General features: G+C 75.4%; 17 protein-coding genes. 14 read left to right on the top strand and 3 right to left on the bottom strand.

The features are described 5' to 3' along the window. Positions 1-19 precede the first annotated feature (19 nt). Together hisS and ACGFNF_RS09785 are read left to right on the top strand one after the other, a co-directional pair. On the top strand, positions 20-1348 hold the full coding sequence (gene hisS / locus ACGFNF_RS09790) for a histidine--tRNA ligase (RefSeq protein WP_393166970.1): 1329 nt from the start codon (positions 20-22) through the stop codon (positions 1346-1348). Between the two features lie 69 nt (positions 1349-1417). Further along, the gene (locus ACGFNF_RS09785; protein ID WP_393166968.1) at positions 1418-2350 is read left to right on the top strand and encodes an acyl-ACP desaturase; all 933 of its coding nucleotides are present in this window, start codon (positions 1418-1420) and stop codon (positions 2348-2350) included. Positions 2351-2368: 18 nt separating this feature from the next. Here the strand turns inward: ACGFNF_RS09785 and ACGFNF_RS09780 are convergent, their stop codons facing one another. Beyond that, positions 2369-2887 carry a PaaI family thioesterase gene (locus ACGFNF_RS09780; RefSeq protein WP_393166966.1) on the bottom strand — a complete coding sequence of 173 codons (519 nt, stop codon included), beginning with the start codon at positions 2885-2887 and terminating at the stop codon, positions 2369-2371. Positions 2888-2943: 56 nt separating this feature from the next. On the opposite strand from ACGFNF_RS09780, the gene ACGFNF_RS09775 reads away from it, so the two are divergent. The 3 genes from ACGFNF_RS09775 to ACGFNF_RS09765 all read left to right on the top strand — a co-directional run bounded on the left by ACGFNF_RS09775 (position 2944) and on the right by ACGFNF_RS09765 (position 6504). Then, positions 2944-3420, top strand: coding sequence for a helix-turn-helix domain-containing protein (locus tag ACGFNF_RS09775; protein WP_357580582.1), 477 nt, complete (start codon positions 2944-2946; stop codon positions 3418-3420). 323 nt (positions 3421-3743) lie between these two features. Then, positions 3744-4793, top strand: a complete 1050-nt coding sequence (locus ACGFNF_RS09770) for a S1 family peptidase (RefSeq protein WP_393166964.1) — start codon at positions 3744-3746, stop codon at positions 4791-4793. A gap of 103 nt (positions 4794-4896) precedes the next feature. Continuing rightward, a complete protein-coding gene (locus tag ACGFNF_RS09765; RefSeq protein ID WP_393166962.1) occupies positions 4897-6504 on the top strand; it encodes an MFS transporter in 1608 nt (535 codons plus the stop codon). A gap of 33 nt (positions 6505-6537) precedes the next feature. On the opposite strand, the gene ACGFNF_RS09760 is transcribed toward ACGFNF_RS09765, so the two are convergent. Continuing rightward, positions 6538-7209, bottom strand: a complete 672-nt coding sequence (locus ACGFNF_RS09760) for a hypothetical protein (RefSeq protein WP_393166960.1) — start codon at positions 7207-7209, stop codon at positions 6538-6540. A 197-nt stretch (positions 7210-7406) separates the two neighbouring features. On the opposite strand from ACGFNF_RS09760, the gene ACGFNF_RS09755 reads away from it, so the two are divergent. From ACGFNF_RS09755 to ACGFNF_RS09735, 5 genes are all read left to right on the top strand, one after another. Continuing rightward, positions 7407-8177 carry a hypothetical protein gene (locus tag ACGFNF_RS09755; RefSeq protein ID WP_393166958.1) on the top strand — a complete coding sequence of 257 codons (771 nt, stop codon included), beginning with the start codon at positions 7407-7409 and terminating at the stop codon, positions 8175-8177. A 120-nt stretch (positions 8178-8297) separates the two neighbouring features. After that, positions 8298-10103: an aspartate--tRNA ligase gene (gene aspS / locus ACGFNF_RS09750; RefSeq protein ID WP_393166956.1), complete on the top strand. Its 1806-nt coding sequence runs from the start codon at positions 8298-8300 to the stop codon at positions 10101-10103. A gap of 166 nt (positions 10104-10269) precedes the next feature. Beyond that, a complete protein-coding gene (locus ACGFNF_RS09745; RefSeq protein WP_393166954.1) occupies positions 10270-10806 on the top strand; it encodes a sugar nucleotide-binding protein in 537 nt (178 codons plus the stop codon). A 108-nt stretch (positions 10807-10914) separates the two neighbouring features. Further along, a complete protein-coding gene (locus ACGFNF_RS09740; RefSeq protein ID WP_311413823.1) occupies positions 10915-11493 on the top strand; it encodes a winged helix-turn-helix domain-containing protein in 579 nt (192 codons plus the stop codon). Further along, on the top strand, positions 11490-12839 hold the full coding sequence (locus ACGFNF_RS09735; protein WP_357580574.1) for an MFS transporter: 1350 nt from the start codon (positions 11490-11492) through the stop codon (positions 12837-12839). Before ACGFNF_RS09740 ends, ACGFNF_RS09735 begins: the two co-directional genes overlap by 4 nt. Before the next feature lie 115 nt (positions 12840-12954). Here ACGFNF_RS09735 and ACGFNF_RS09730 read toward each other — a convergent pair whose 3' ends face one another. Next, entirely contained in the window at positions 12955-13695 is a 741-nt protein-coding gene (locus tag ACGFNF_RS09730) for a GNAT family N-acetyltransferase (RefSeq protein ID WP_393166952.1), read from the bottom strand. 165 nt (positions 13696-13860) lie between these two features. On the opposite strand from ACGFNF_RS09730, the gene ACGFNF_RS09725 reads away from it, so the two are divergent. The 4 genes from ACGFNF_RS09725 (at position 13861) to ACGFNF_RS09710 (ending at position 19688) form a co-directional block, all read left to right on the top strand. Beyond that, positions 13861-14082: a hypothetical protein gene (locus ACGFNF_RS09725; RefSeq protein WP_089000992.1), complete on the top strand. Its 222-nt coding sequence runs from the start codon at positions 13861-13863 to the stop codon at positions 14080-14082. Between the two features lie 76 nt (positions 14083-14158). Further along, the gene (locus ACGFNF_RS09720) at positions 14159-15667 is read left to right on the top strand and encodes a replication-associated recombination protein A (protein ID WP_393166950.1); all 1509 of its coding nucleotides are present in this window, start codon (positions 14159-14161) and stop codon (positions 15665-15667) included. A 2786-nt stretch (positions 15668-18453) separates the two neighbouring features. Then, complete coding sequence (locus ACGFNF_RS09715; RefSeq protein WP_311414457.1) at positions 18454-19077, top strand: hypothetical protein; 624 nt, start codon at positions 18454-18456, stop codon at positions 19075-19077. A 149-nt stretch (positions 19078-19226) separates the two neighbouring features. Continuing rightward, positions 19227-19688, top strand: a complete 462-nt coding sequence (locus ACGFNF_RS09710) for a DUF948 domain-containing protein (RefSeq protein WP_089000990.1) — start codon at positions 19227-19229, stop codon at positions 19686-19688. The last annotated feature ends 24 nt before the right edge of the window (positions 19689-19712 follow it).

Below are 19712 nucleotides of genomic sequence, written 5' to 3'. Positions count from 1 at the left end.
GGACCGCGAACGGAGCATCATGAGCAAGCCCACGCCCATCTCCGGCTTCCCGGAGTGGACGCCCGCGCAGCGGATGATCGAGCAGTACGTCCTCGACAGGATCCGCGACACCTTCGAGCTGTACGGCTTCGCCCCGCTGGAGACCCGCGCGGTGGAACCGCTGGACCAGCTGTTGCGCAAGGGCGAGACCTCGAAGGAGGTCTACCTGATCCGGCGCCTTCAGGCCGACGCCGACGGGCCGGCCGGCGACGACGCGCTCGGCCTGCACTTCGACCTGACCGTGCCGTTCGCCCGCTACGTGCTGGAGAACGCCGGCAAGCTGCAGTTCCCGTTCCGCCGCTACCAGATCCAGAAGGTGTGGCGGGGCGAGCGGCCGCAGGAGGGGCGCTACCGCGAGTTCCTCCAGGCCGACATCGACATCGTCGACCGCGACACCCTCGCCCCGCACCACGAGGCGGAGATGCCGCTGGTGATCGGCGACGCGCTGCGCTCGCTGCCGATCCCGCCGGTACGCATCCAGGTCAACAACCGCAAGATCTGCGAGGGCTTCTACCGGGGCATCGGGCTGACCGACCCGGAGTCGGCCCTGCGCGCGGTGGACAAGCTCGACAAGATCGGCCCGGCGAGGGTGGCCGAGTTGCTGGCCCAGACGGCCGGGGCGAGCGAGGCGCAGGCCAAGGCGGTCCTGTCGCTGGCGGAGATCTCCGCCCCGGACGCCTCCTTCGCCGACGCCGTCCGCGCGCTGGGCGTCAGCGACCCGATGCTCGACGAGGGGGTCGAGGAGCTGGTCCGGGTGGTGGAGACGGCCGCCGCGCACTCGCCGGGGCTCTGCGTGGCCGACCTGCGCATCGCCCGTGGCCTGGACTACTACACGGGCACGGTCTACGAGACCCAGCTGATCGGCTACGAGCGGTTCGGCTCGATCTGCTCCGGCGGCCGGTACGACAACCTGGCCAGCGCCGGCGCCACCCGCTTCCCGGGGGTCGGCATCTCGATCGGGGTGACCCGGCTGCTGGGGCTGCTCTTCGGCGCGGGCGCGCTGTCGGTGTCGCGGGACGTGCCGACCTGCGTCCTGGTCGCGGTGACCAGCGAGGAGCAGCGCGCCGCCAGCAACCGGGTGGCCGAGGCGCTGCGCTCGCGGGGCGTACCGACCGAGGTGTCGCCGAGCGCGGCGAAGTTCGGCAAGCAGATCCGCTACGCCGAGCGGCGGGGCATCCCGTACGTCTGGTTCCCCGGGGTGGACGGCGCGGCCGACGAGGTGAAGGACATCCGTTCCGGCGAGCAGACCGCCGCCGCGGCGGGGGAGTGGACGCCGCCCCGGGCGGACCTCAGGCCCCTGGTCAGCTGAGACATTACTGGCGCGTACGCGCGATCGGACCTACGGTGGCGTAAGTTACGCCACCGTAGGGAGATCGTCGTGACCGCACTCAGCCAGACCGCCCTGCTCCTCGAACTGGCACCCGTCGTCGAGAAGAACCTCGACCGGCACCTGGCCATCGCCAAGGAGTGGTTCCCGCACGAGTACGTGCCGTGGAGCGAGGGGCGCACCTTCGACGGGCCGCTGGGCGGCGAGGCGTGGGCGGAGAGCGACTCGACGATCCCCGACGTGGCCCGCACCGCGCTGATCGTCAACCTGCTGACCGAGGACAACCTGCCCTCGTACCACCACCAGATCGCCACGCTCTTCGGCCGGGACGGCGCCTGGGGCACCTGGGTGCACCGGTGGACCGCCGAGGAGGGGCGGCACGGCACCGCCATCCGCGACTACCTGAGCGTCACCCGGGCGGTCGACCCGGTGGCGTTGGAGCGGGCCCGGATGACGCACATGTCCGCCGGCTACCGCAACGCGCACGACGAGGAGATGCTGCACTCGCTCGCGTACGTCTCGTTCCAGGAACTGGCCACCCGGATCTCGCACCGCAACACCGGCCGGGCGGTCGGCGATCCGGTGTGCGAGGCGCTGCTGACCCGGGTCGCGGCCGACGAGAACCTGCACATGATCTTCTACCGTAACCTGCTGGGCGCGGCGTTCGAAGTGGCGCCCGGACAGACGATGCGGGCCGTCGCCGACGTGCTGGCCAACTTCCAGATGCCCGGCAACGGCATCGACGGCTTCGCCCGCAAGTCCGTGGCGATCGCCCTGGCGGGCATCTACGACCTGCGCCAGCACCGCGACGAGGTGGTGGCGCCGGTGCTGCGCCAGTGGGACGTCTTCAACGTGACGGGGCTCGACGCCGACGGCGAGGCCGCCCGCGACCAGATCGCGACGCACCTCGACGACCTGGACCGTGCCGCCTCCCGCTTCGAGGAGAAGCGCGACGCCCGGGCCGCCCGCCTGGCCGCCCGCTGACCCACCCCCTCGCCCCGACTACTCGGTGGGAGGGGGGAGGGGGAAGAGGAGGCAGGTGGAGGTGGCGTGGGCGACCAGGCGCGACTTCGCGTCGAGCAGCTTCGCCTCCGCCAGGGCCGTGCGGCGACCGCTCTGCAGGACGGTGCCCTCGCAGCGCAGCGTGCCGCTCGCGACGGTGACCGGGCGCAGGAACTTCACGTTCAGGTCCAGCGAGGTGTAGCCGACCCCGGCCGGCAGGGTGGTGTGCACCGCGCACGCCGCGGCGGTGTCCAGCAGGGTGGAGATGACCCCGCCGTGCACGGTGCCCAGCGGGTTGTAGTGGAACTCCTGCGGGACGAGTTCGACGGCCACCCACCCCTCGTCGGCCTCCATCCGGGACATGTCGACCAGGTGCATGATGGGCGGCGCCGCCAGCTCGCCGGCGATCATCGCGCGGAGCAGTTCCAGGCCGCCGCGCCGGCCGACGTGCGCGGCGTTGATGCCCGGGTCGGACCACGAGAAGGTACGGCTGCGCGCCGGATCCTGCGTCTGCGTCATGGACCCAGCCTCGCAGCGCGTTGCTGAGTCTGTCAATCAGACCTAGCCTGGAGCGCATGAGACCCGCGGCACTGGACTGGTCGGTGGAGAACTGCACCATCGCCCGCGCGATGGAGATCCTCGGTGAGCGGTGGACCCTCGTGGTGCTGCGCGAGGTCTTCAGCGGCGTCCGCCGCTTCGACGACATGCGGGTGCGCACCGGCGTGCCCCGGCAGGTGCTGGCCAACCGGCTGGCGATGCTGGTGGAGCGCGGCGTCCTGCGGCGCGAGCCCTACCGGGAGCCCGGCAGCCGGGAGCGCCACGAGTACCGGCTGACCGGGATGGGGCTCGACCTGTGGCCGGTGCTGGTCGCCGTCCTCGGCTGGGGGGATCGCTACCTGGCCGACCCGGAGGGCTCGCCGCTGACGGTCGCGCACCGCGACTGCGGCGCGGAGGTCCGCGTCGAGCTGCGCTGCGAGCGCGGGCACGAGGTCGACCGGCCGCGCGACGTGGTGCCGCGGCCGGGGCCCGGAGCGCGCCGCCGCGCCGGCTGACCGTCCGTCGGCGGGTGGATCGGCCCAGGGCCGCGACGCGTGCCGTCGGCGTCGGTCCGCCTGGTGACGTCACGAGGGCCGCCGGGTCGCGCGTACCGGATGGTGGGACGGCGGGCGAAGCACACAGACGTACGCCTGTGTCCACAATGTTTCGGGCCGATGGCCGAGGCAGCCGGGGCGAAAAGGACAAAGCCGGGTCTTGCATACGAACTCAAGTATGTGAATACTTCAGTGTGCTCGGCCGGTACCCCCAGATCGGCAGGGCTGCTCCCGGCTCGTGTCGCCCCGGCGCGGGTCCGTCACCCCCTTCTGGAGGTTGTTGTATGCGACCCACGAGGTCCTCGCTCCGTCGTGCCGCCGTCGTCGCCGCGGCCGGCGCCATGGTCGCCGGCTCGCTGATCGGCGCGCCCGCCCAGGCCGCACCCTCGTTCGCTTCGCCCGACGCCGCCGCCGGCCTGGCCGAGCGCCTCGGCGACCGGTCCGCCGGAACGTACGCCGACGCCAACGGCAAGATGGTCGTCACCGTGACCGACGCGCTCGCCGCCCGGCAGGTCAGCGCCGCCGGCGCCACCCCGAAGATCGTCAAGCGCGGCGCCAGCGAGCTGGCCCGGGCCACCTCGGAGCTGGACCGCTCCGCCAAGATCCCCGGCACCGCGTGGTGGACCGACCCGGCCACCAACCAGGTCGTCGTCTCCGTCGACAGCACCGTCACCGGCGCCAAGCTGGAGCGCGTCAAGGCCGCCGCCGAGCGGATGAACGGCGCGATCCGGATCGAGGCCGAGGCCGGCGTGCTCGGCACCCGGATCTCCGGCGGCCAGGCCATCTACGCCGGTGGCGGCGGTCGCTGCTCGCTCGGCTTCAACGTCCGCAGCGGCAGCACCTACTACTTCCTGACCGCCGGGCACTGCACCAACATCTCGTCGAGCTGGTACAGCAACTCCGCCCAGACCAACCTGCTGGGCAGCCGCACCGGCACCAGCTTCCCCGGCAACGACTACGGCATCGTGCGGCACAACAACTCCGCCAACGCCGCCGGCAACGTCTCCCTCTACAACGGCAGCTTCCGGGACATCACCGCCGCCGGCAACGCCTACGTCGGCCAGTCGGTGCAGCGCTCCGGCAGCACCACCGGCCTGCGCGGCGGCTCGGTGACCGCGCTCAACGCCACGGTGAACTACGCCGAGGGCTCGGTCTCCGGCCTGATCCGCACCAACGTCTGCGCCGAGCCGGGCGACAGCGGCGGCTCGCTGTTCAGCGGCACCATCGCCCTGGGCCTGACCTCCGGTGGTAGCGGCAACTGCCGCACCGGCGGCACGACCTACTTCCAGCCGGTCGGCGAGGCGCTGAGCCGCTACGGCGTCAGCATCTTCTGATCGATCGCACCGCAACGGGCCGCCGGGTGATCCCGGCGGCCCGTCCGCGTGCCCGCAACGGTTCGCCGGACTCAAGCGGGCGGGCCGGGGTACGTTCCGGTCGGTGAGCGCCTCCCCGACCCCGCTCGCCGACGCCGTCACGTCCGCCTGGGCCCCGCTGCGGCTCGCCGCGTTCCGCAGCCTCTGGCTGGCGGTCCTGGCCAGCAACGTGGGCACCTGGATGCAGACCGTCGGCGCCCAGTGGCTGCTCGTCGAGGAGGCCAACGCCTCGACCCTGGTGGCGCTGGTGCAGACCGCCAGCATGCTGCCCGTGCTGCTGCTCGCCCTGCCCGCCGGCGCGCTGGCGGACACCCTCGACCGCCGCCGGCTGCTGATCGGGGTGCAGTTCTTCCTGGCCACCGTCGGCGTACTGCTGACCGGCCTCACCGCCGCCGACCGGATGCCGCCGGCGCTGCTGCTCACCCTGACGTTCGCCCTCGGCGTCGGGCAGGCGCTGACCCTGCCGGCCTGGCAGGCGGTCATCCCCGAGCTGGTGCCCCGCTCCCAGCTCGTCTCGGCCTCGGCGCTCGGGTCGATCAGCGTGAACCTGGCCCGCGCGGTCGGCCCGGCGGTGGCCGGGGTGCTGGTCGCCCGGGCCGGCGTCGCCACCGTCTTCGCTGTCAACGCGGTGTCGTTCGCCGTCTTCGCGCTGGCGCTGCTGCGCTGGCGGCCGGAGCGGGCCGGCGGCGACGACCTGCCGGAGCGGTTCACCGCCGCGTTGCGCGCCGGCGGCCGGTACGTGCGGCACTCGCCGGTGGTCCGCCGGATCCTGCTGCGCGCCGCACTGTTCGTGGTGCCGGGCAGCGCACTGTGGGCCCTGCTGCCCCTGGTCGCGAGCCGCCGCCTGCACCTGGGCGCGGGCGGGTACGGCGTGCTGCTCGCCGCGCTCGGCGTCGGTGCGGTGGCCGGCGCCCTCGTCCTGCCCCGGATCCGCCTGGCGCTCACCACCAACCGGCTCCTGCTGCTGGCCGGCCTGGTCTACGCCGCCGTCCTGGTGGTGCTCGCCCTGGCGCCGGGCCCGGTGCCGGTCGCCCTGGCCCTGGTGCCCGCCGGCATGGCCTGGATGACCGTGCTGTCCAGCGTCAACGCCGCCATGCAGCTCTTCCTGCCCGGCTGGGTACGCGCCCGCGGCCTCTCCGTCTACCAGATGGTCTTCGCGGGCGGGCAGGCGCTCGGCGCGGTCGCCTGGGGTGCCCTCGGCGAGCTGACCAGCCTCGTGGTGGCGCTCGCCGCGGCGGCCGGCACGATGGCGGTCGGCGCGGTGACCGTACCGCTCTGGCCGCTGCGCGAGACCCGGGGCCTCGACCGGGACCCGGCCGTCTGGTGGCCGGAGCCGCACCTGACGCTGCCCGCGGACCCACGCAGCGGGCCGGTGCTGGTGACCGTCTCCTACACGGTGCCGCCGGAGCGGCAGACGGAGTTCGTCGCGGCGATGCGCCTGGTGGGCAGGTCCCGACGGCGTACGGGGGCGATGCGCTGGGGCCTGTTCCGCCCGGGCGAACGGGAGGACGGCTTCGTCGAGGTCTACCAGGTGCCGTCGTGGGAGGAGCACCTGCGCCAGCACGGCGGCCGGCTCACCGGCGCCGACCGGGGCGTCGAGGAGCGGGCCCGGGCGCTCACCGTCGGGGAGATCGTGGTGAACCACCTCCTGCCGGCCGATGCGGGTGACTGACCTCGTCGTGGGTCCCTCCGCCCGGCACTCCCGTCAGCGGGTGAGCCCGGCGTCGGTGAGGACGGCGAGGCCCTCGCCGAGGTCGCACTCCACGGTCAGCGTCAGCAGATCGGCCCCCTCCACGGAGAAGGAGAGCGACTCCGCCGGTCGGGACATGGTGGTCGTGCGGCCCGGTCGGGGCTGCCGGGTCAGGGTGTCGTCGGGCTGCTTGATGGTCACGACGGCGCTGATCCGCACGGCGGACTCCGGATCCTGGCCCGGCGGGTACCAGGCCCGGAAGGTGGCCGAGAAGTCGAGGTAGCGGCGCTTCAGCGGGTAGCTGACCGAGCGGGCGCGGTCCGCGCCGTCGTTGCTCGGGCAGGAGAGCACGACCGGGTGCGGCAGGTCGGCCCGGCCGGCGAGCGCGCGCGGCAGCGGTCGCAGGTAGCCGGCGCCGGTCTCGGGCGTCAGCGCGTCGAGGTACGTCCGGTCGGGGGCGACGCTGCCGGGGGTGGCCGGGGTGCTGGCCGGCGCGGTGGCGCTCGCGGTCACCAGGGACGGGGTCGGCGGCGGGGTGGGCCGCGGGTCCTGACTCTGCCGGGGCCACTGCCAGGCGAGTACGGCGACAAGCAGGCTGGCCAGGCCGATCGCCGCACCGGTCTTCTCGCCGGGCGTCAGACCGCGTCGGCGGCGGAGGGAGTCCGTGCCGGTCGACGGCTCGGTCATGGGGGTTCACCTGCACAAGATCGATGGGGGCGGTTCATTATCCCGGCTCGGCGGTGACGCCGCGTCCCCAACGGGTGACGGGTTGCTGACAGCGATCTTGCTCGATTTCTGGGATAAATGCGCCCCGTGCCCGGCGGTTGCCCCGGCAACAGGCATGGGCGGCGGCTGTACGGCCACCCCACGTGAGGAGCCACGAGATGACCTCGGACCAGCAGGGCGCCCCGCTGCCGCCGCCTCCCGGCCCGGGCGGCCCGGCCGCGCCGAAGCCGCGCGGTGGCAGCCGCTGGCCCCAGGTCGCCGTCGGGGCCGCCGCGCTGGCCGTCCTGCTCGGCCTGCTCGCCACGGTGCTGTCGCTGCGTGCGCTCGACCAGGCCAACGACGCCCGGGACATCGCCCGGGCGGCCGGCGCGGGCCGGGTGGACGAGCGGCCGGGCTCCGGCGAGCCGGCGGGAACGTCGACCGCGCCGGCGCCGGCGACGACCGGGGCGGAACCGCCGCCACCGGAGCCGAGCCTCAGCGGGAGCGCCGAACCCACCCTCGACCCGCGGGCCCCGGTCAAGGAGAAGTACGTCGACGAGCGCCTCACGCTGCGGGCCAGTTGCGGCAGCGACCTGGACATCGACCTGGACAAGCCCGAGGTGCGGGTCAGCAACGGCGAAGAGCTCCGGTTCACCTCCCGCTGCGGCGGCGACTCGTCGTACTTCAACCTGGCCAGCAGGGCGAGGGGCGCCCAGGTCGACGCCGCGACGCTCAGCGCCGCCGACTGCGACGACCGGATCGCGAAGGGTGCCATCGGCACGGACATCAACGTCCCCGCCCGCAAGGGCGTGATGTTGTGCGTCCGGACCTCCCTGAGCGACGCCCGGGAGCGCGGCGACACCTGGAAGATGGCGCTGGTGCAGGTCACCGACGTCAACGACGACGGGACGGTGGTGCTGACCGCGCGCGCCTGGGACATCGGGCTGTAGCGGGGGACGGATCTGCGTCGCTGGCCGAACCCCACCTCCCCTCACCCCGCAACGGGGTGCGGGGGAGGGCTGACAGAATGCCAGGGGTAACGCTGTACCGCAGATGAGGAGACGCGAGTCGTGATCCGTACCCATGACGCCGGCAGCCTGCGCGCGACGGACGCCGGCACCACGGTGACGCTCGCCGGGTGGGTGGCCCGCCGGCGCGACCACGGCGGCGTGATCTTCGTCGACCTGCGCGACGGGTCCGGCGTGGTCCAGGTGGTGTTCCGCGAGGAGGACGCGCACGCGCTGCGCAACGAGTTCTGCGTCCGCGTGACCGGCGAGGTGACCCGCCGCCCCGAGGGCAACGAGAACCCGGAGCTGCCGACCGGCGAGATCGAGGTGACCGCCGCCGAGCTGGAGGTGCTCTCCGAGGCGGCGCCGCTGCCCCTGCCCGTGGACGACCAGGTCGAGGCCGGCGACGACATCCGGCTGCGCTACCGCTACCTCGACCTGCGCCGCAGCGGCCCGGCGAAGGCGATGCGGCTGCGCTCGCGCGCCAACCAGCTCGCCCGCACGGTGCTGCACGAGCGGGACTTCCTGGAGATCGAGACGCCGACGCTGACCCGGTCCACCCCGGAGGGCGCCCGTGACTTCCTGGTGCCGGTGCGCCTGCAGCCCGGCAGCTGGTACGCGCTGCCGCAGTCGCCGCAGCTGTTCAAGCAGCTGCTGATGGTCGGCGGCATGGAGCGGTACTACCAGATCGCCCGCTGCTACCGCGACGAGGACTTCCGCGCCGACCGGCAGCCGGAGTTCACCCAGCTCGACATCGAGATGTCCTTCGTCACCGAGGACGACGTCATCGACCTCGGCGAGGCGATCGTCTCGGCGCTCTGGAAGGACCTGGCCGGCCACGAGATCTCCCGGCCGATCCCGCGCATCACCTGGCACGACGCGATGGCCCGCTACGGCTCCGACAAGCCCGACCTGCGCTACGGCGTCGAGCTGACCGAGCTGACCGACTACCTGCGCGGCACCGAGTTCCGGGTCTTCGCCGGCGCGATCGACGCGGGCGGCTACGTCGGCGCGGTCGTCATGCCCGGCGGCGCGGCGCAGAGCCGCAAGGAACTCGACGGCTGGCAGGACTGGGCCAAGGCGCGCGGCGCGCGCGGGCTCGCGTACGTGGTGCTCGACGCCGAGACCGGCGAGGCGCGCGGGCCGGTGGCGAAGAACCTCTCCGCCGAGCACCTGGGCGGGCTCGCCGACGCGGTCGGCGCGAAGCCGGGCGACGCGGTCTTCTTCGCCGCCAGCACGAACACCCGCGAGGCGCAGGAGCTGCTCGGCGCGGCCCGGATCGAGATCGCCAAGCGGGCCGGGCTGGTCGACGAGAGCGCCTGGGCGTTCTGCTGGGTGGTCGACGCGCCGATGTTCGAGAAGACGGACGAGGGCGGCTGGACGGCCGTGCACCACCCGTTCACCTCGCCGAACTCCGAGTGGGTCGACCGGTTCGAGGAGGCGCCGGACCGGGCGCTGGCGTACGCGTACGACATCGTCTGCAACGGCAACGAGATCGGCGGCGGCTCGATCCGTATCCACCGGGGCGACGTGCAGAAGCGGGTCTTCGAGCTGCTCGGCATCACCCCCGAGGAGGCGCAGGACAAGTTCGGCTTCCTGCTGGAGGCGTTCAAGTACGGCGCCCCGCCGCACGGCGGCATCGCGTTCGGCTGGGACCGGGTCTGCATGCTGCTCGCCGGGGCGGACTCGATCCGCGAGGTCATCGCCTTCCCGAAGACCCGGGGCGGCTTCGACCCGCTGACCGGCGCGCCCACGCCGATCACCGGCCAGCAGCGCACCGAGGCCGGCATCGACGCCAAGCCGAAGCCGCAGGCCGCCCCGCACACCGGCACGGCCGGCCCGGCCGCCCCGGTGGCCGACCCCACCTGACCCTCCCACCTTCCCTCCGAGGGCGAGCCGGGGCCTGCGCCCCGGCTCGCCCTCGTGTGTCGATCAAGAGGTTTGCGTCAGGATCTGCGCGACGACATGACGCAAACCTCTTGATCGTCCGTGGAGGGGAAGAGGGGAGGGGGCGTACCACTCGGGCCGGGTCGAGGTGCCGGGCGTCGAGACGCGCCGCCTCGACGTGACGGACCGGGCCGCCGTGCACGCCGGCCGCCCGGAGCCGTACGCCGACGACGAGCCGCCCAGCCCGATCTTCCCGTACGGGGCGGCCGAGACCGCCGTCCGCGTCCTCGACCCCGGCGCGGCACTGGTGCGTACCTCGCTGATCGTCGGGGAGGGGAGCAAGCAGATCCAGCTCTGCCACGACGCGCTCGCCGGCCGGGCGAGCCTCTTCACCGACGAACTGCGCTGTCCGATCGACGTCACCGACCTGGCCGCCGCCGTGCTGGAGCTTCTCGGCACCGACTACGCCGGCCCGCTCAACGTGGCCGGTCCGGACGCGGTCAGCCGCGCGGAGCTGGGCCTGCTGGTCGCCGCGCACGCCGGCATCGACCCGGCCGGCATGAAGACCACCACCGGCGCCGCTGCCGGCGTGCTCCGCCCCGCGGAGGTGCGCCTCGACTCCACCCGCGCCGCCGGGCTGCTCGGCACCCGCCTGCGCGGGGTGCGCGAACTGCTCACCCGCTGACCCGCCGGGGAGCCCTACCCGAGACGACCCGTGCGGATGCCGTCGTTGACGCACACTTTCTGTGCACAACTCTTGTGCATAGAAAGTGTGCAGAGATATTGTGCGTTCATGGAGAATGCACCGCGCGCCGTCCACCTCGACAACCGGCAGGTTCGCGTCCTGGCCCATCCGCTGCGGCTGCGGCTACTCGGCACGCTGCGGGCGGACGGGCCCGCGACCGCGACCACGCTGGCCGAGAAGCTGGACACCAACACGGGGGCGACCAGCTATCACCTGCGGCAGCTCGCCGAGGTGGGGCTGGTGACGGAGGACCTCGACCGGGGCACCGGCCGGCAGCGGTGGTGGCGGGCTGCCCACGACATGAGCAACTTCGAGCCGACCGACTTCGACGACGACCCGGACGCCCGGGCGGCGGTGCAGTGGATCCAGGCCGACCAGGTGCGGCTGCTGGCAGAGCAGTCCGAGCGCTGGATGGCCGCCGAGCACGGCTACACCCGGGCGTGGCGGGACGCCGCCGGGATGAGCGACTCCCTGCTGAGGATCGGCCCGGCCCGGCTACAGGCCCTCAACGACGAACTGTGGCGGCTGCTCGAGCGCTACCGCGACGAGCAGGTGCCCGACGAGCCCGAGGCGGAGCCGGTGCACGTCTTCCTGGCCGCCTACCCCCGGGTGGAGGGGAAGCGGTGAGCGCGCTGACCGTACGCCAGATCCGGCGTCGTTATCTCGTGCTCTACGGCCTGCGCTGGCTGCCCGCCGGGCTGCTCATCCCCGTGATGATCCTGCTGATGCAGGAGCGCGGCCTCTCGCTCTCCCAGATCGGTCTGGTCGTCACCGCACAGGGGCTGATCGTCCTGGCGCTGGAACTGCCGACGGGCGGGTTCGCCGACGCGCTCGGCCGCAAGCCCGTGCTCGTCGTCGCCTGGGTGACCTGCGTGATCTCGCTCGTGGTCTTCGTGGTGGCCGACTCGTTCTGGCTCTTCGTCCTGTGCTGGGGGCTGCAGGGCGTCTACCGGGCACTGGACAGCGGCCCGCTGGAGTCCTGGTACGTGGACGCCACCCTCGCCGCCGACCCGGAGGCCGGGTACGAGCGTGGCCTCGGCCACGCCGGGACCGTGATCGGCGTCGCCATCGGTGCCGGCGCGCTGCTCAGCGGCGGCCTGGTCGCGCTCGGCCCGATCGGGCCGGTGAGCGCGCTGACCCTGCCGGTGCTCGCCGCCGTCGTCCTTCAGACGGTGGCGCTGGTCGCGCTGCTGATCCTGCTGGTGGAGACCCGATCGGTCAGGGGCACCGGCGCCCTGCGCGCCTCGATCACCGAGGCTCCCCGGATGGTGGGGCAGGCGTTCGGGCTGCTGCGCCGCTCCCGGGTGCTGCTGGCGCTGGTGGCCGTGGAGCTGTTCTGGGGCTTCGGCATGGTCGCCTTCGAGGGGCTGCTACCGCTCCGGCTCGCGGAGGTCGTCGGCGACGCCGACCGGGCGGCGGCGCTGCTCGGACCGGCCACCTCGGTGGCGTGGCTGGCGAACGCGGCCGGCGCCGCGCTGACCCCGCTGATGCTGCGCCACCTGGGCGCCGCGCCGAGCGCCGCGCTGCTGCGCGTCCTGCAGGGCGTAACGGTCGTCGGGATGGGCCTCTTCGCCGGCCCGGTCGGGGTGCTGATCGCCTACCTGGCCTGCTACGCCGTGCACGGCGCGTCGAACCCGCTGCACATGGGGCTCCTGCACCGTCAGGTCGACGGTCCCTACCGGACCAGTGTCATCTCGCTGAACTCGATGATGGCCGGAGGGGCCGGGGCGCTCGGCGCCGTCGTCCTGACCGCCCTGGCCGAACGTACGAGCGTCAGCCTCGGGCTGTTCGTGGGGGCCGTGGTGCTGGCCGTCGCCGCCCCGCTCTACCTGCCCGCCTGGCGGGCCGAGCGGCGGAGGAGGTCCGGCCCGGGCGGGCACGACGCCGCCGATCCCGAGCGGCCCGCGGATCGCGCCGCTGACATGGCCCTGACGAGCGGCAACGCCGACGGCGGCGGGGCAGCGCCGGCCTGACGTGACGCCGGGACGGCGGGCGGTCGCCCCGGCGGCGCGGGCCGGCGCCACGCGAGGGCGCCGGGACGATGCGCGAGCAACGGTTCCCCACGCCGGCCGGGGCGTGCCGCGCGGCTCAGGCCAGCTGCACCGAGCTGCGGGCCAGGCCCGCCGCGAAGCCGAGCCGCCGGTAGAGCCGGATCGCCCCGACGTTGACGCTGTAGACGCCGAGCGCCACGGTGTCGTGGCGGGCGAGCAGAGCCCGGGTCATGGCGGCGGTCAACGCCGCGCCCAGCCCCCGTCCCCGCCGGTCGGGGGCGACGGCCAGTCCGGCGAGGAAGCCGATGTCGCCCCGGCTGCGGTCGGCGCCGCAGGCGACGATCCGGTCGCCGTCGCGGATGCCGTACCAGTCGACGATCCTCGGGTCGCCCGGTCGCGAGGTGGTGCTCGGGAACGCCTCCTCGATCAGGGCGGTCAGCGCGGGGTGGTCGGCCCCGGTGAGCCGGGCCACCCGCTCCTCGTCGGGCTGGCGCGGCGGCGCGGCGGCACTCCAGAGGAAGTCCCACTCGTCGTGCCGGGCCACCGCCAGCCGGCCGGGCAGCGCCGCCGGGTCGAGCCGCGGCAGGTGCAGCCACTGGCCCGGCCGCAGCGCGCCGCGCGCGACCTGGTCGGCGAAGACATCGACCGCCGGCCCGGGGGCGCCGATCGCGCCGCCGCGCGGGCCGCGCTCCGCCGGCAGCAGCCAGCCCACCGCGTCGTCGCGCCGCCAGCCGCGCGGCGCCTCGTCGCGGGCGAGCGCGTTCCGGACGTACGGGTGGTGACCGGCGGCTGCCAGGATGGCGTCCCGCCCCTCGAGGACCTGGTCGGCGATGATCACGTCAGCAAGCCTAGGACGGTCTCCGGCCTCCTGCCGGCGGACGCCGGTCTCCGGCCGTCGCCGAAGCCGGCCGGAGACCGGGCTGCTCCACGGTGGAGATTGGCGAGCGGACCGATTGGGTACATCCCGCGCCGACCCACTGGGAACCCCCACCGGAGGAACGTCATGCTCGCCATTCTCGCGGCGGTCGTTTTCGGCTTCGCCCTGCTCATCGACCTGCTGGACACCAACTTCGGTGCCCCGGACCTGTTCAACTGGAACACCCTCGTACTGATCGGCCTGCTGCTGCTCTCCCTGTACCTGGCCGGGGTCGGTCGGGGCCCGCGCGGCGGTGGCGGCGGCGGTGGCGGCCGCTGGTACCGGGGCCGGCGTCCGGGCCGCGGCTGACCGCAACCGATCATCTCGGGCCCGGCCCGACGGCGCGCTTCCGGCGTCGTCGGCCGGGCCTTGTACTGTTCCCCTGATGGAGTCCGACGCCCTCTTCTCCCTCGGTGAACCTGCCGGAGCGCCCCCCACGCCCGCGGGTTCCGTCGGTGTGGACGGGTTCACTGCGGTGGGGGAGGACTCGCCGCTGCCCGTCCGGATGCGCCCGCGCAGCATCGACGAGCTGGTCGGTCAGGATCACCTGCTCGCGCCCGGCGCCCCGCTGCGCCAGCTCGTCTCGGCCACGGCGCCGATGTCGGTCATCCTCTGGGGCCCGCCCGGCAGCGGCAAGACCACCATCGCGCACCTGGTGGCGCGGGCCACGGACCGCCGGTTCGTCGCCATGTCGGCCCTCACCGCCGGGGTCAAGGACGTGCGCGCGGTGATCGAGACCGCCCGCCGCCAGCGCCGCTCCGGCGGCCCCCAGACGGTGCTCTTCATCGACGAGGTGCACCGGTTCAGCAAGACCCAGCAGGATTCGCTGCTCGCCGCCGTCGAGGACCGCACGGTCACGCTGCTCGCGGCGACCACCGAGAACCCGTACTTCTCGGTCATCTCGCCCCTGCTGTCGCGGTGCGTGCTGCTCACCCTCCAGCCGCTGGACGACGCGGCGGTGCGCGACCTGCTGCGCCGCGCGGTCGCCGACGAGCGCGGCCTCGGCGGCGCGCTCACCCTCGAGACCGAGGCCGAGGACCATCTCGTACGCCTCGCGTCCGGCGACGTACGCAAGGCGCTGACGGCGCTGGAGGCGGCGGCGGGCTCCGCCACGGCCCTCGGCGCGGGGCGGATCGACCTCGCCACCGCCGAGCAGGCGGTCGACGTGGCGGCCGTGCGCTACGACCGGGCCGGCGACGCCCACTACGACGTGACCAGCGCCTTCATCAAGAGCATGCGCGGCTCCGACGTGGACGCCGCGCTGCACTGGCTGGCCCGGATGCTGGTCGCCGGGGAGGACGCGCGGTTCATCGCCCGTCGCCTGGTCATCTTCGCCAGCGAGGACGTCGGCATGGCCGACCCGTCCGCGCTGAGCGTGGCCACCGCCACCGCCCACGCCGTGGAGTACGTCGGGCTGCCCGAGGTGCAGCTCAACCTCGCCCAGGCGGTGATCCACCTGGCCACCGCGCCGAAGTCCAACTCGGCGACCACCGCGATCGGCGCGGCCATCGCCGACGTGCGGGCCGGCCGGGGCGGGGCGGTGCCGCGCGGGCTGCGCGACGCGCACTACTCGGGCGCCAAGGGGCTGGGGCACGGGACCGGTTACCGCTACCCGCACGACGACCAGCGCGGCGTGGTCACCCAGCAGTACGCCCCCGACGACCTCGCCGGCACCGACTACTACCGGCCCAGCCAGCACGGCGCCGAGCGCTCGGTCGCCACCCGGCTGCCGCTGCTGCGCCGTATCGTCCGGGGGCTGCCCGCGCCGGCCGCGCCCCCGGCGACGGGGACGGGAAGCGGTTCGGCGGACAACGGCCGCCGACAGACGGACACGGGCGGCGCCGACGCGGCGCGAGAGGGCGGCAGTGACACCGCCGGGGAGGGTCAGCAGTGAAATCGCGTGGTTCGGAGCGACCGGAGGACGGCCCCGAAGAGCGGCGCGACTCCCGCGCCAAGGGGCGCCGCTGGGGACGGGGCAAGGCCGAGGCCGAGCCCGAGGAGCCGATCAGCGGCGAGGAGTTCGGCTGGATCGACGACCTGCGCTCGGCCAAGCAGCAGCGCACCGAGCTGGGGCCGGGCGGGCTGGAACCCGCCTCGCCTGCCGGCCCGCGTCCGGGTGACCCGACGGCTCCCGGCCCCGCCGGGCCGCCGCCCCACCGTGGCCCCGGCCCCGCCGCCGCACCCCCGGTGCGTCGCGGTGACGCCGAGCCGCCGCGCTCCCGTCCGGTCGACGGACCCTGGCCCGGTACGCCGGAACCACCCCGGCCGGCCGGCCCCGCCGCCCCCGAGGCCGTCCCACCGCACCAGCCCGTCCGCCGCCCCCCGGCGGCCGGTCGTCCGCAACCGGGCCCGGACGGCCCGGACCGGCGGCCACGCCCCGTTCCGGGCACCCCGACGGGCCCGCAGGCGATTCCGCCGGCGGGCGCACCGGCCGGCACCGCGACGGGCCCGCAGGCGACCCCGCCGGCCGGCCCGCAGCGGGCTCCCGCACCGCATCCGCAGGCTGGCTTCCCGGCGCATCCGCAGGCCGGCTTCCCGGCGGCTCCGCAGGCCGAGCCGCGGACCGGGCCGCAGCCCGGTCCGGCCGCTGGCCCCCAGGTCGGGCCGCCGCCCGGCACGCCCCCCGGCGCTCACGCCGGCACGCCGACCGGACCGCGTCCCGGTGCGCCGGTGCCCCCGCACCCGGACGCGCCGCACCCCGCCGGTCGGCGCCCCGACGGCCGCGCGGCGGTGCCGGGCGGTACGCCGCCACCGGCCGCCGCCGGGCGGCCCGGCGGTGCCGTGGGCGCCGCCCGGGTCGGGGTCCCGGCCCCCGGCACCCCCCAGCCGCCCGCAGGTCCGCCGACCGGCGAACTGCGCGGCGCCCCCGCCGACGGACGTGACCCCCGGTCCGGCCGGATGCGGCGGGGCCCGGTCGACGCCGGCGTTCCCGTCCCCACGGACGGCACCGGAGCCGTGCCGGCGGCCGCCCCGCCAATGCCCGACGGCGACGGCACCGACCGGGGCCGACGCCCCGGTGCGCCGGCCGGCCGACGCCGCGCCGCCGAGGAGGACGCGCCGCCGGCACCCCGCCCGGGCGGGGTGCCGCCGGTACCGCGCACGGGCAGTGCCCCGCCGGTACCGCGTTCCGGCAATGCCCCGCCGGTGCCCGGCACTGGCGACGCCCCGCCGGTACCGCGCTCCGGCAACGCCCCGCCCGTGCCCGGTGCGCCCGCCGCGCCTCCCGGCGTCGGGGCGCAGCCGGCGCACGGTCCCGCCCCGCGCGGCCGACGCGCCGCACCCGACGACGTCGAGGTCGCGGATCGGGGCCGGCGTGCGGCCGGCGACGACGAGACCTCCGGCCGGGCCGGACGCGCCACGGGCGGCGGCCAGCCCTCCGCGCGTCGTACGGACGCCGGGGTGGTCCCGCCCCTGGGCGGCCCCGCGGCCCCGGACGAGGCGGAGAACCCGCCGCGCCCGGCCGACGGGGAAGCGGGGCGCCGCCGGCCCGGTGATTCTCGGGCCGGCCGACCGGAGCGCCCCGCCGACTGGCTGCGGCAGGCCGGCCGGGCACATCACACCGACCCCGCCCTGCCGACGGTCAAGCGGTCGGTGCCGCCCGCTGCGGGCGGTCCGTCGCCGGTGCCGCCCGGGCCGGAGCCGCGCGGCGCCGAGACCGGCAACCTCCCGGCAGGTCGGGCGCGGCCCGGCGTGCAGCCGCCGCGACCCACCGACGCCACCGAACCCGGACGGCCGGCGGGCCGGGTCCAACCCGTCGTCGAGCCGCCCCGGCCCGCCGACACCCCCCACCCCGGGCCGCCGGCCCGGGGCGCCGTCCGCCCCACGCCGGCCGGTGCACCGCCGCCGCCCGGCGCCCCGACCCCGGCCGGCCGGCCTCACCCGGACCTGCCCCCGGCCGGACCCGCGCGGGGTGCCGCGCGTCCCGACCCCGGCCCGGCCGGTCCTGCCCTGGGCACCGCGCGTCCCGACCCCGGCCTGGCGGGTCCCGTCCGGGGTGCCGCGCGTCCCGACCCCGGCCCGGCCGGTCCTGCCCTGGGCACCGCGCGTCCCGATCCTGGCCTGGCGGGTCCGGCGCGGGGTGCCGCGCGTCCGGATCCCGGCCTGGCAGGTCCCGTCCGGGGTACCGCCCGGCCCGACGCCGGTCCGGCGGGTGCCGCGCGGCCCGTCACACCGCCCTCCGGGGCCGCCGGCGCGGCGTCCGCCGCCCGGCCGTCCCCGGCCGCCGCGAACCTGAGCGCGCCGCCCGGCCCGCGCCGTCCCGGGCCCGGCCCGTCGGGCCCCGCCGGTCCGGGGACGCACCCAGCCGTACCGGGGGGAGCCGAACAGACCTCGTCCGGCCCGGCCGCCACTGCGCCGGGCCCGGCCCGGCCCGGTGCGGGTTCCGGTGCCGCCCGGGCGGCCGCCCCGGCGCCCCGCCCCGGGCCCGAGGACCGCGCCGCCGGGCGGGCGATCCCGCCGCACCGTGAGCCGGGGCGGCCCGAGCCGTCAGGCGTTGCGCCGGTGCCACCGCCGGGGGCCGCGGGCGAGCCGGTGGTGGCGCGGGCCGCTGCGGCTGTCGTGCCACCCGTCGAGCCGGCGGACGGACCGGCGCTGCGCCGGCCCGCGGAGCCCGAGTCGCCGGACGACGACACGGCCGGCCCCGGCGGGCTGCGCGGCGCGCGGTCCGAGCTGCGCCGCCGGATGCGTGAGCGGCGGCGGCTGCGGATGGGCATCCTCGCCCTGGTCAGCGTGGTGCTGCTCGGCGCGGTCCCGCTCTACTTCGGCATCCGTACGCTCAGCCGCGATCCGGTCTTCGACACCCTCGACGAGCTGGACGTGCCGGGCTGGGCGGCGGTGCAGACCGTCGACGACGTCAGCGGCAGCCGGTGGTGCCTGCTCGACTGCCGGCTCCGCGAACGCACGGCCACCTCCGAGCGGCCGCCGGCGGAGACGGCACAGGTCTACGAGCGGGCGCTGGCCGACGACGGCTGGCAGCCGTGGAAGGTGAGCCGCTGCCCCGAGCAACCCGCGAAGGGGAGCTACACGTGCTGGCGCCGGGACGAGCTGACCCTCGACCTGTGGGTACGCGAGCCCGCCTGCGTGCCGCCGCCGGTGGACGGGGAACCGGCGGTCGTGCCGTCGCCCGAACCGGCGACCGCTGCGGAGCAGTGCTCCGGCTCGTTGGTGTCGGTGAAGGTCCGCAACGCGATCGACGACGAGCGGACCCGGCCCCAGCCCACCACCGACCCGTCACTCACCGGGGAGGATCCCTTCCCGACGGTCAGCGAGGATCCGCTCGCGACGCCGACACCCTCACCGTCCTGAGCCGGTTTCCATCACGGACGGTAGGGTCTGGGGCTGGCGGACCGCCAGCCCCCGCCGGCCCCTCGCGGGTGCCGGGCGGCGGTGTGGGCAGGACGGTCGCACGTTCCGGGGGCGTCGGGTTCCCGGAACTCTGCTTGAGGAGGACAGGCGTGGGCTTTTTCGAGGTCGCGGCGCTGATCGCGGCGATCGCGTTCGCGATGCTGGTGCTGATCCTGACGCTGCCCATCCTGCGGCTGCGGCACACCGTGGACGCCACCACCCGGATGATCAACGACCTGAACGACCGGACCGCGCCGCTGCTGGGCGACGTGAACACCACGGTGAAGAACGTCAACACCGCCCTGGAGCAGGTGCAGACCTCCCTGGACGGGGTCAACCTCCAGCTCGCCAAGGTCGACACCATGACCAGCCACGCGCAGAACGTCACCGCCAACGTCGCGAACCTGGCGACCGTCGTCTCCGCCGCCGCCGCCAACCCGTTGGTCAAGGTGGCCGCCTTCGGCTACGGCGTACGCAAGGCCGCCTCCGCCCGCCGGCACGCCGAGACCGAGCGCGAGGTGCGCGACACCATCAAGCAGCAGCGGCGGGCCGCCAAGCGCGGCAACCGTTGATCCGGCACGACCAGGAGGAGCTCG

Origin of the sequence: Micromonospora sp. NPDC048868 (genome assembly GCF_043198195.1) — a bacterium.
Taxonomy (GTDB): domain Bacteria; phylum Actinomycetota; class Actinomycetes; order Mycobacteriales; family Micromonosporaceae; genus Micromonospora; species Micromonospora reichwaldensis.
The sequence above is the reverse complement of the archived record's forward strand: the minus strand, read 5'-3'. Positions and strand labels throughout refer to the sequence as shown.

Coding starts and splice junctions, on each gene's coding strand:
- ACGFNF_RS09770 (WP_393166964.1), top strand. CDS start 3,744: ATGCGACCCACGAGGTCCTCGCTCCGTCGTGCCGCCGTCGTCGCCGCG.
- ACGFNF_RS09755 (WP_393166958.1), top strand. CDS start 7,407: ATGACCTCGGACCAGCAGGGCGCCCCGCTGCCGCCGCCTCCCGGCCCG.
- hisS (WP_393166970.1), top strand. CDS start 20: ATGAGCAAGCCCACGCCCATCTCCGGCTTCCCGGAGTGGACGCCCGCG.
- ACGFNF_RS09725 (WP_089000992.1), top strand. CDS start 13,861: ATGCTCGCCATTCTCGCGGCGGTCGTTTTCGGCTTCGCCCTGCTCATC.
- ACGFNF_RS09720 (WP_393166950.1), top strand. CDS start 14,159: ATGGAGTCCGACGCCCTCTTCTCCCTCGGTGAACCTGCCGGAGCGCCC.
- ACGFNF_RS09775 (WP_357580582.1), top strand. CDS start 2,944: ATGAGACCCGCGGCACTGGACTGGTCGGTGGAGAACTGCACCATCGCC.
- ACGFNF_RS09740 (WP_311413823.1), top strand. CDS start 10,915: ATGGAGAATGCACCGCGCGCCGTCCACCTCGACAACCGGCAGGTTCGC.
- ACGFNF_RS09760 (WP_393166960.1), bottom strand. CDS start 7,209: ATGACCGAGCCGTCGACCGGCACGGACTCCCTCCGCCGCCGACGCGGT.
- ACGFNF_RS09780 (WP_393166966.1), bottom strand. CDS start 2,887: ATGACGCAGACGCAGGATCCGGCGCGCAGCCGTACCTTCTCGTGGTCC.
- ACGFNF_RS09715 (WP_311414457.1), top strand. CDS start 18,454: ATGCGTGAGCGGCGGCGGCTGCGGATGGGCATCCTCGCCCTGGTCAGC.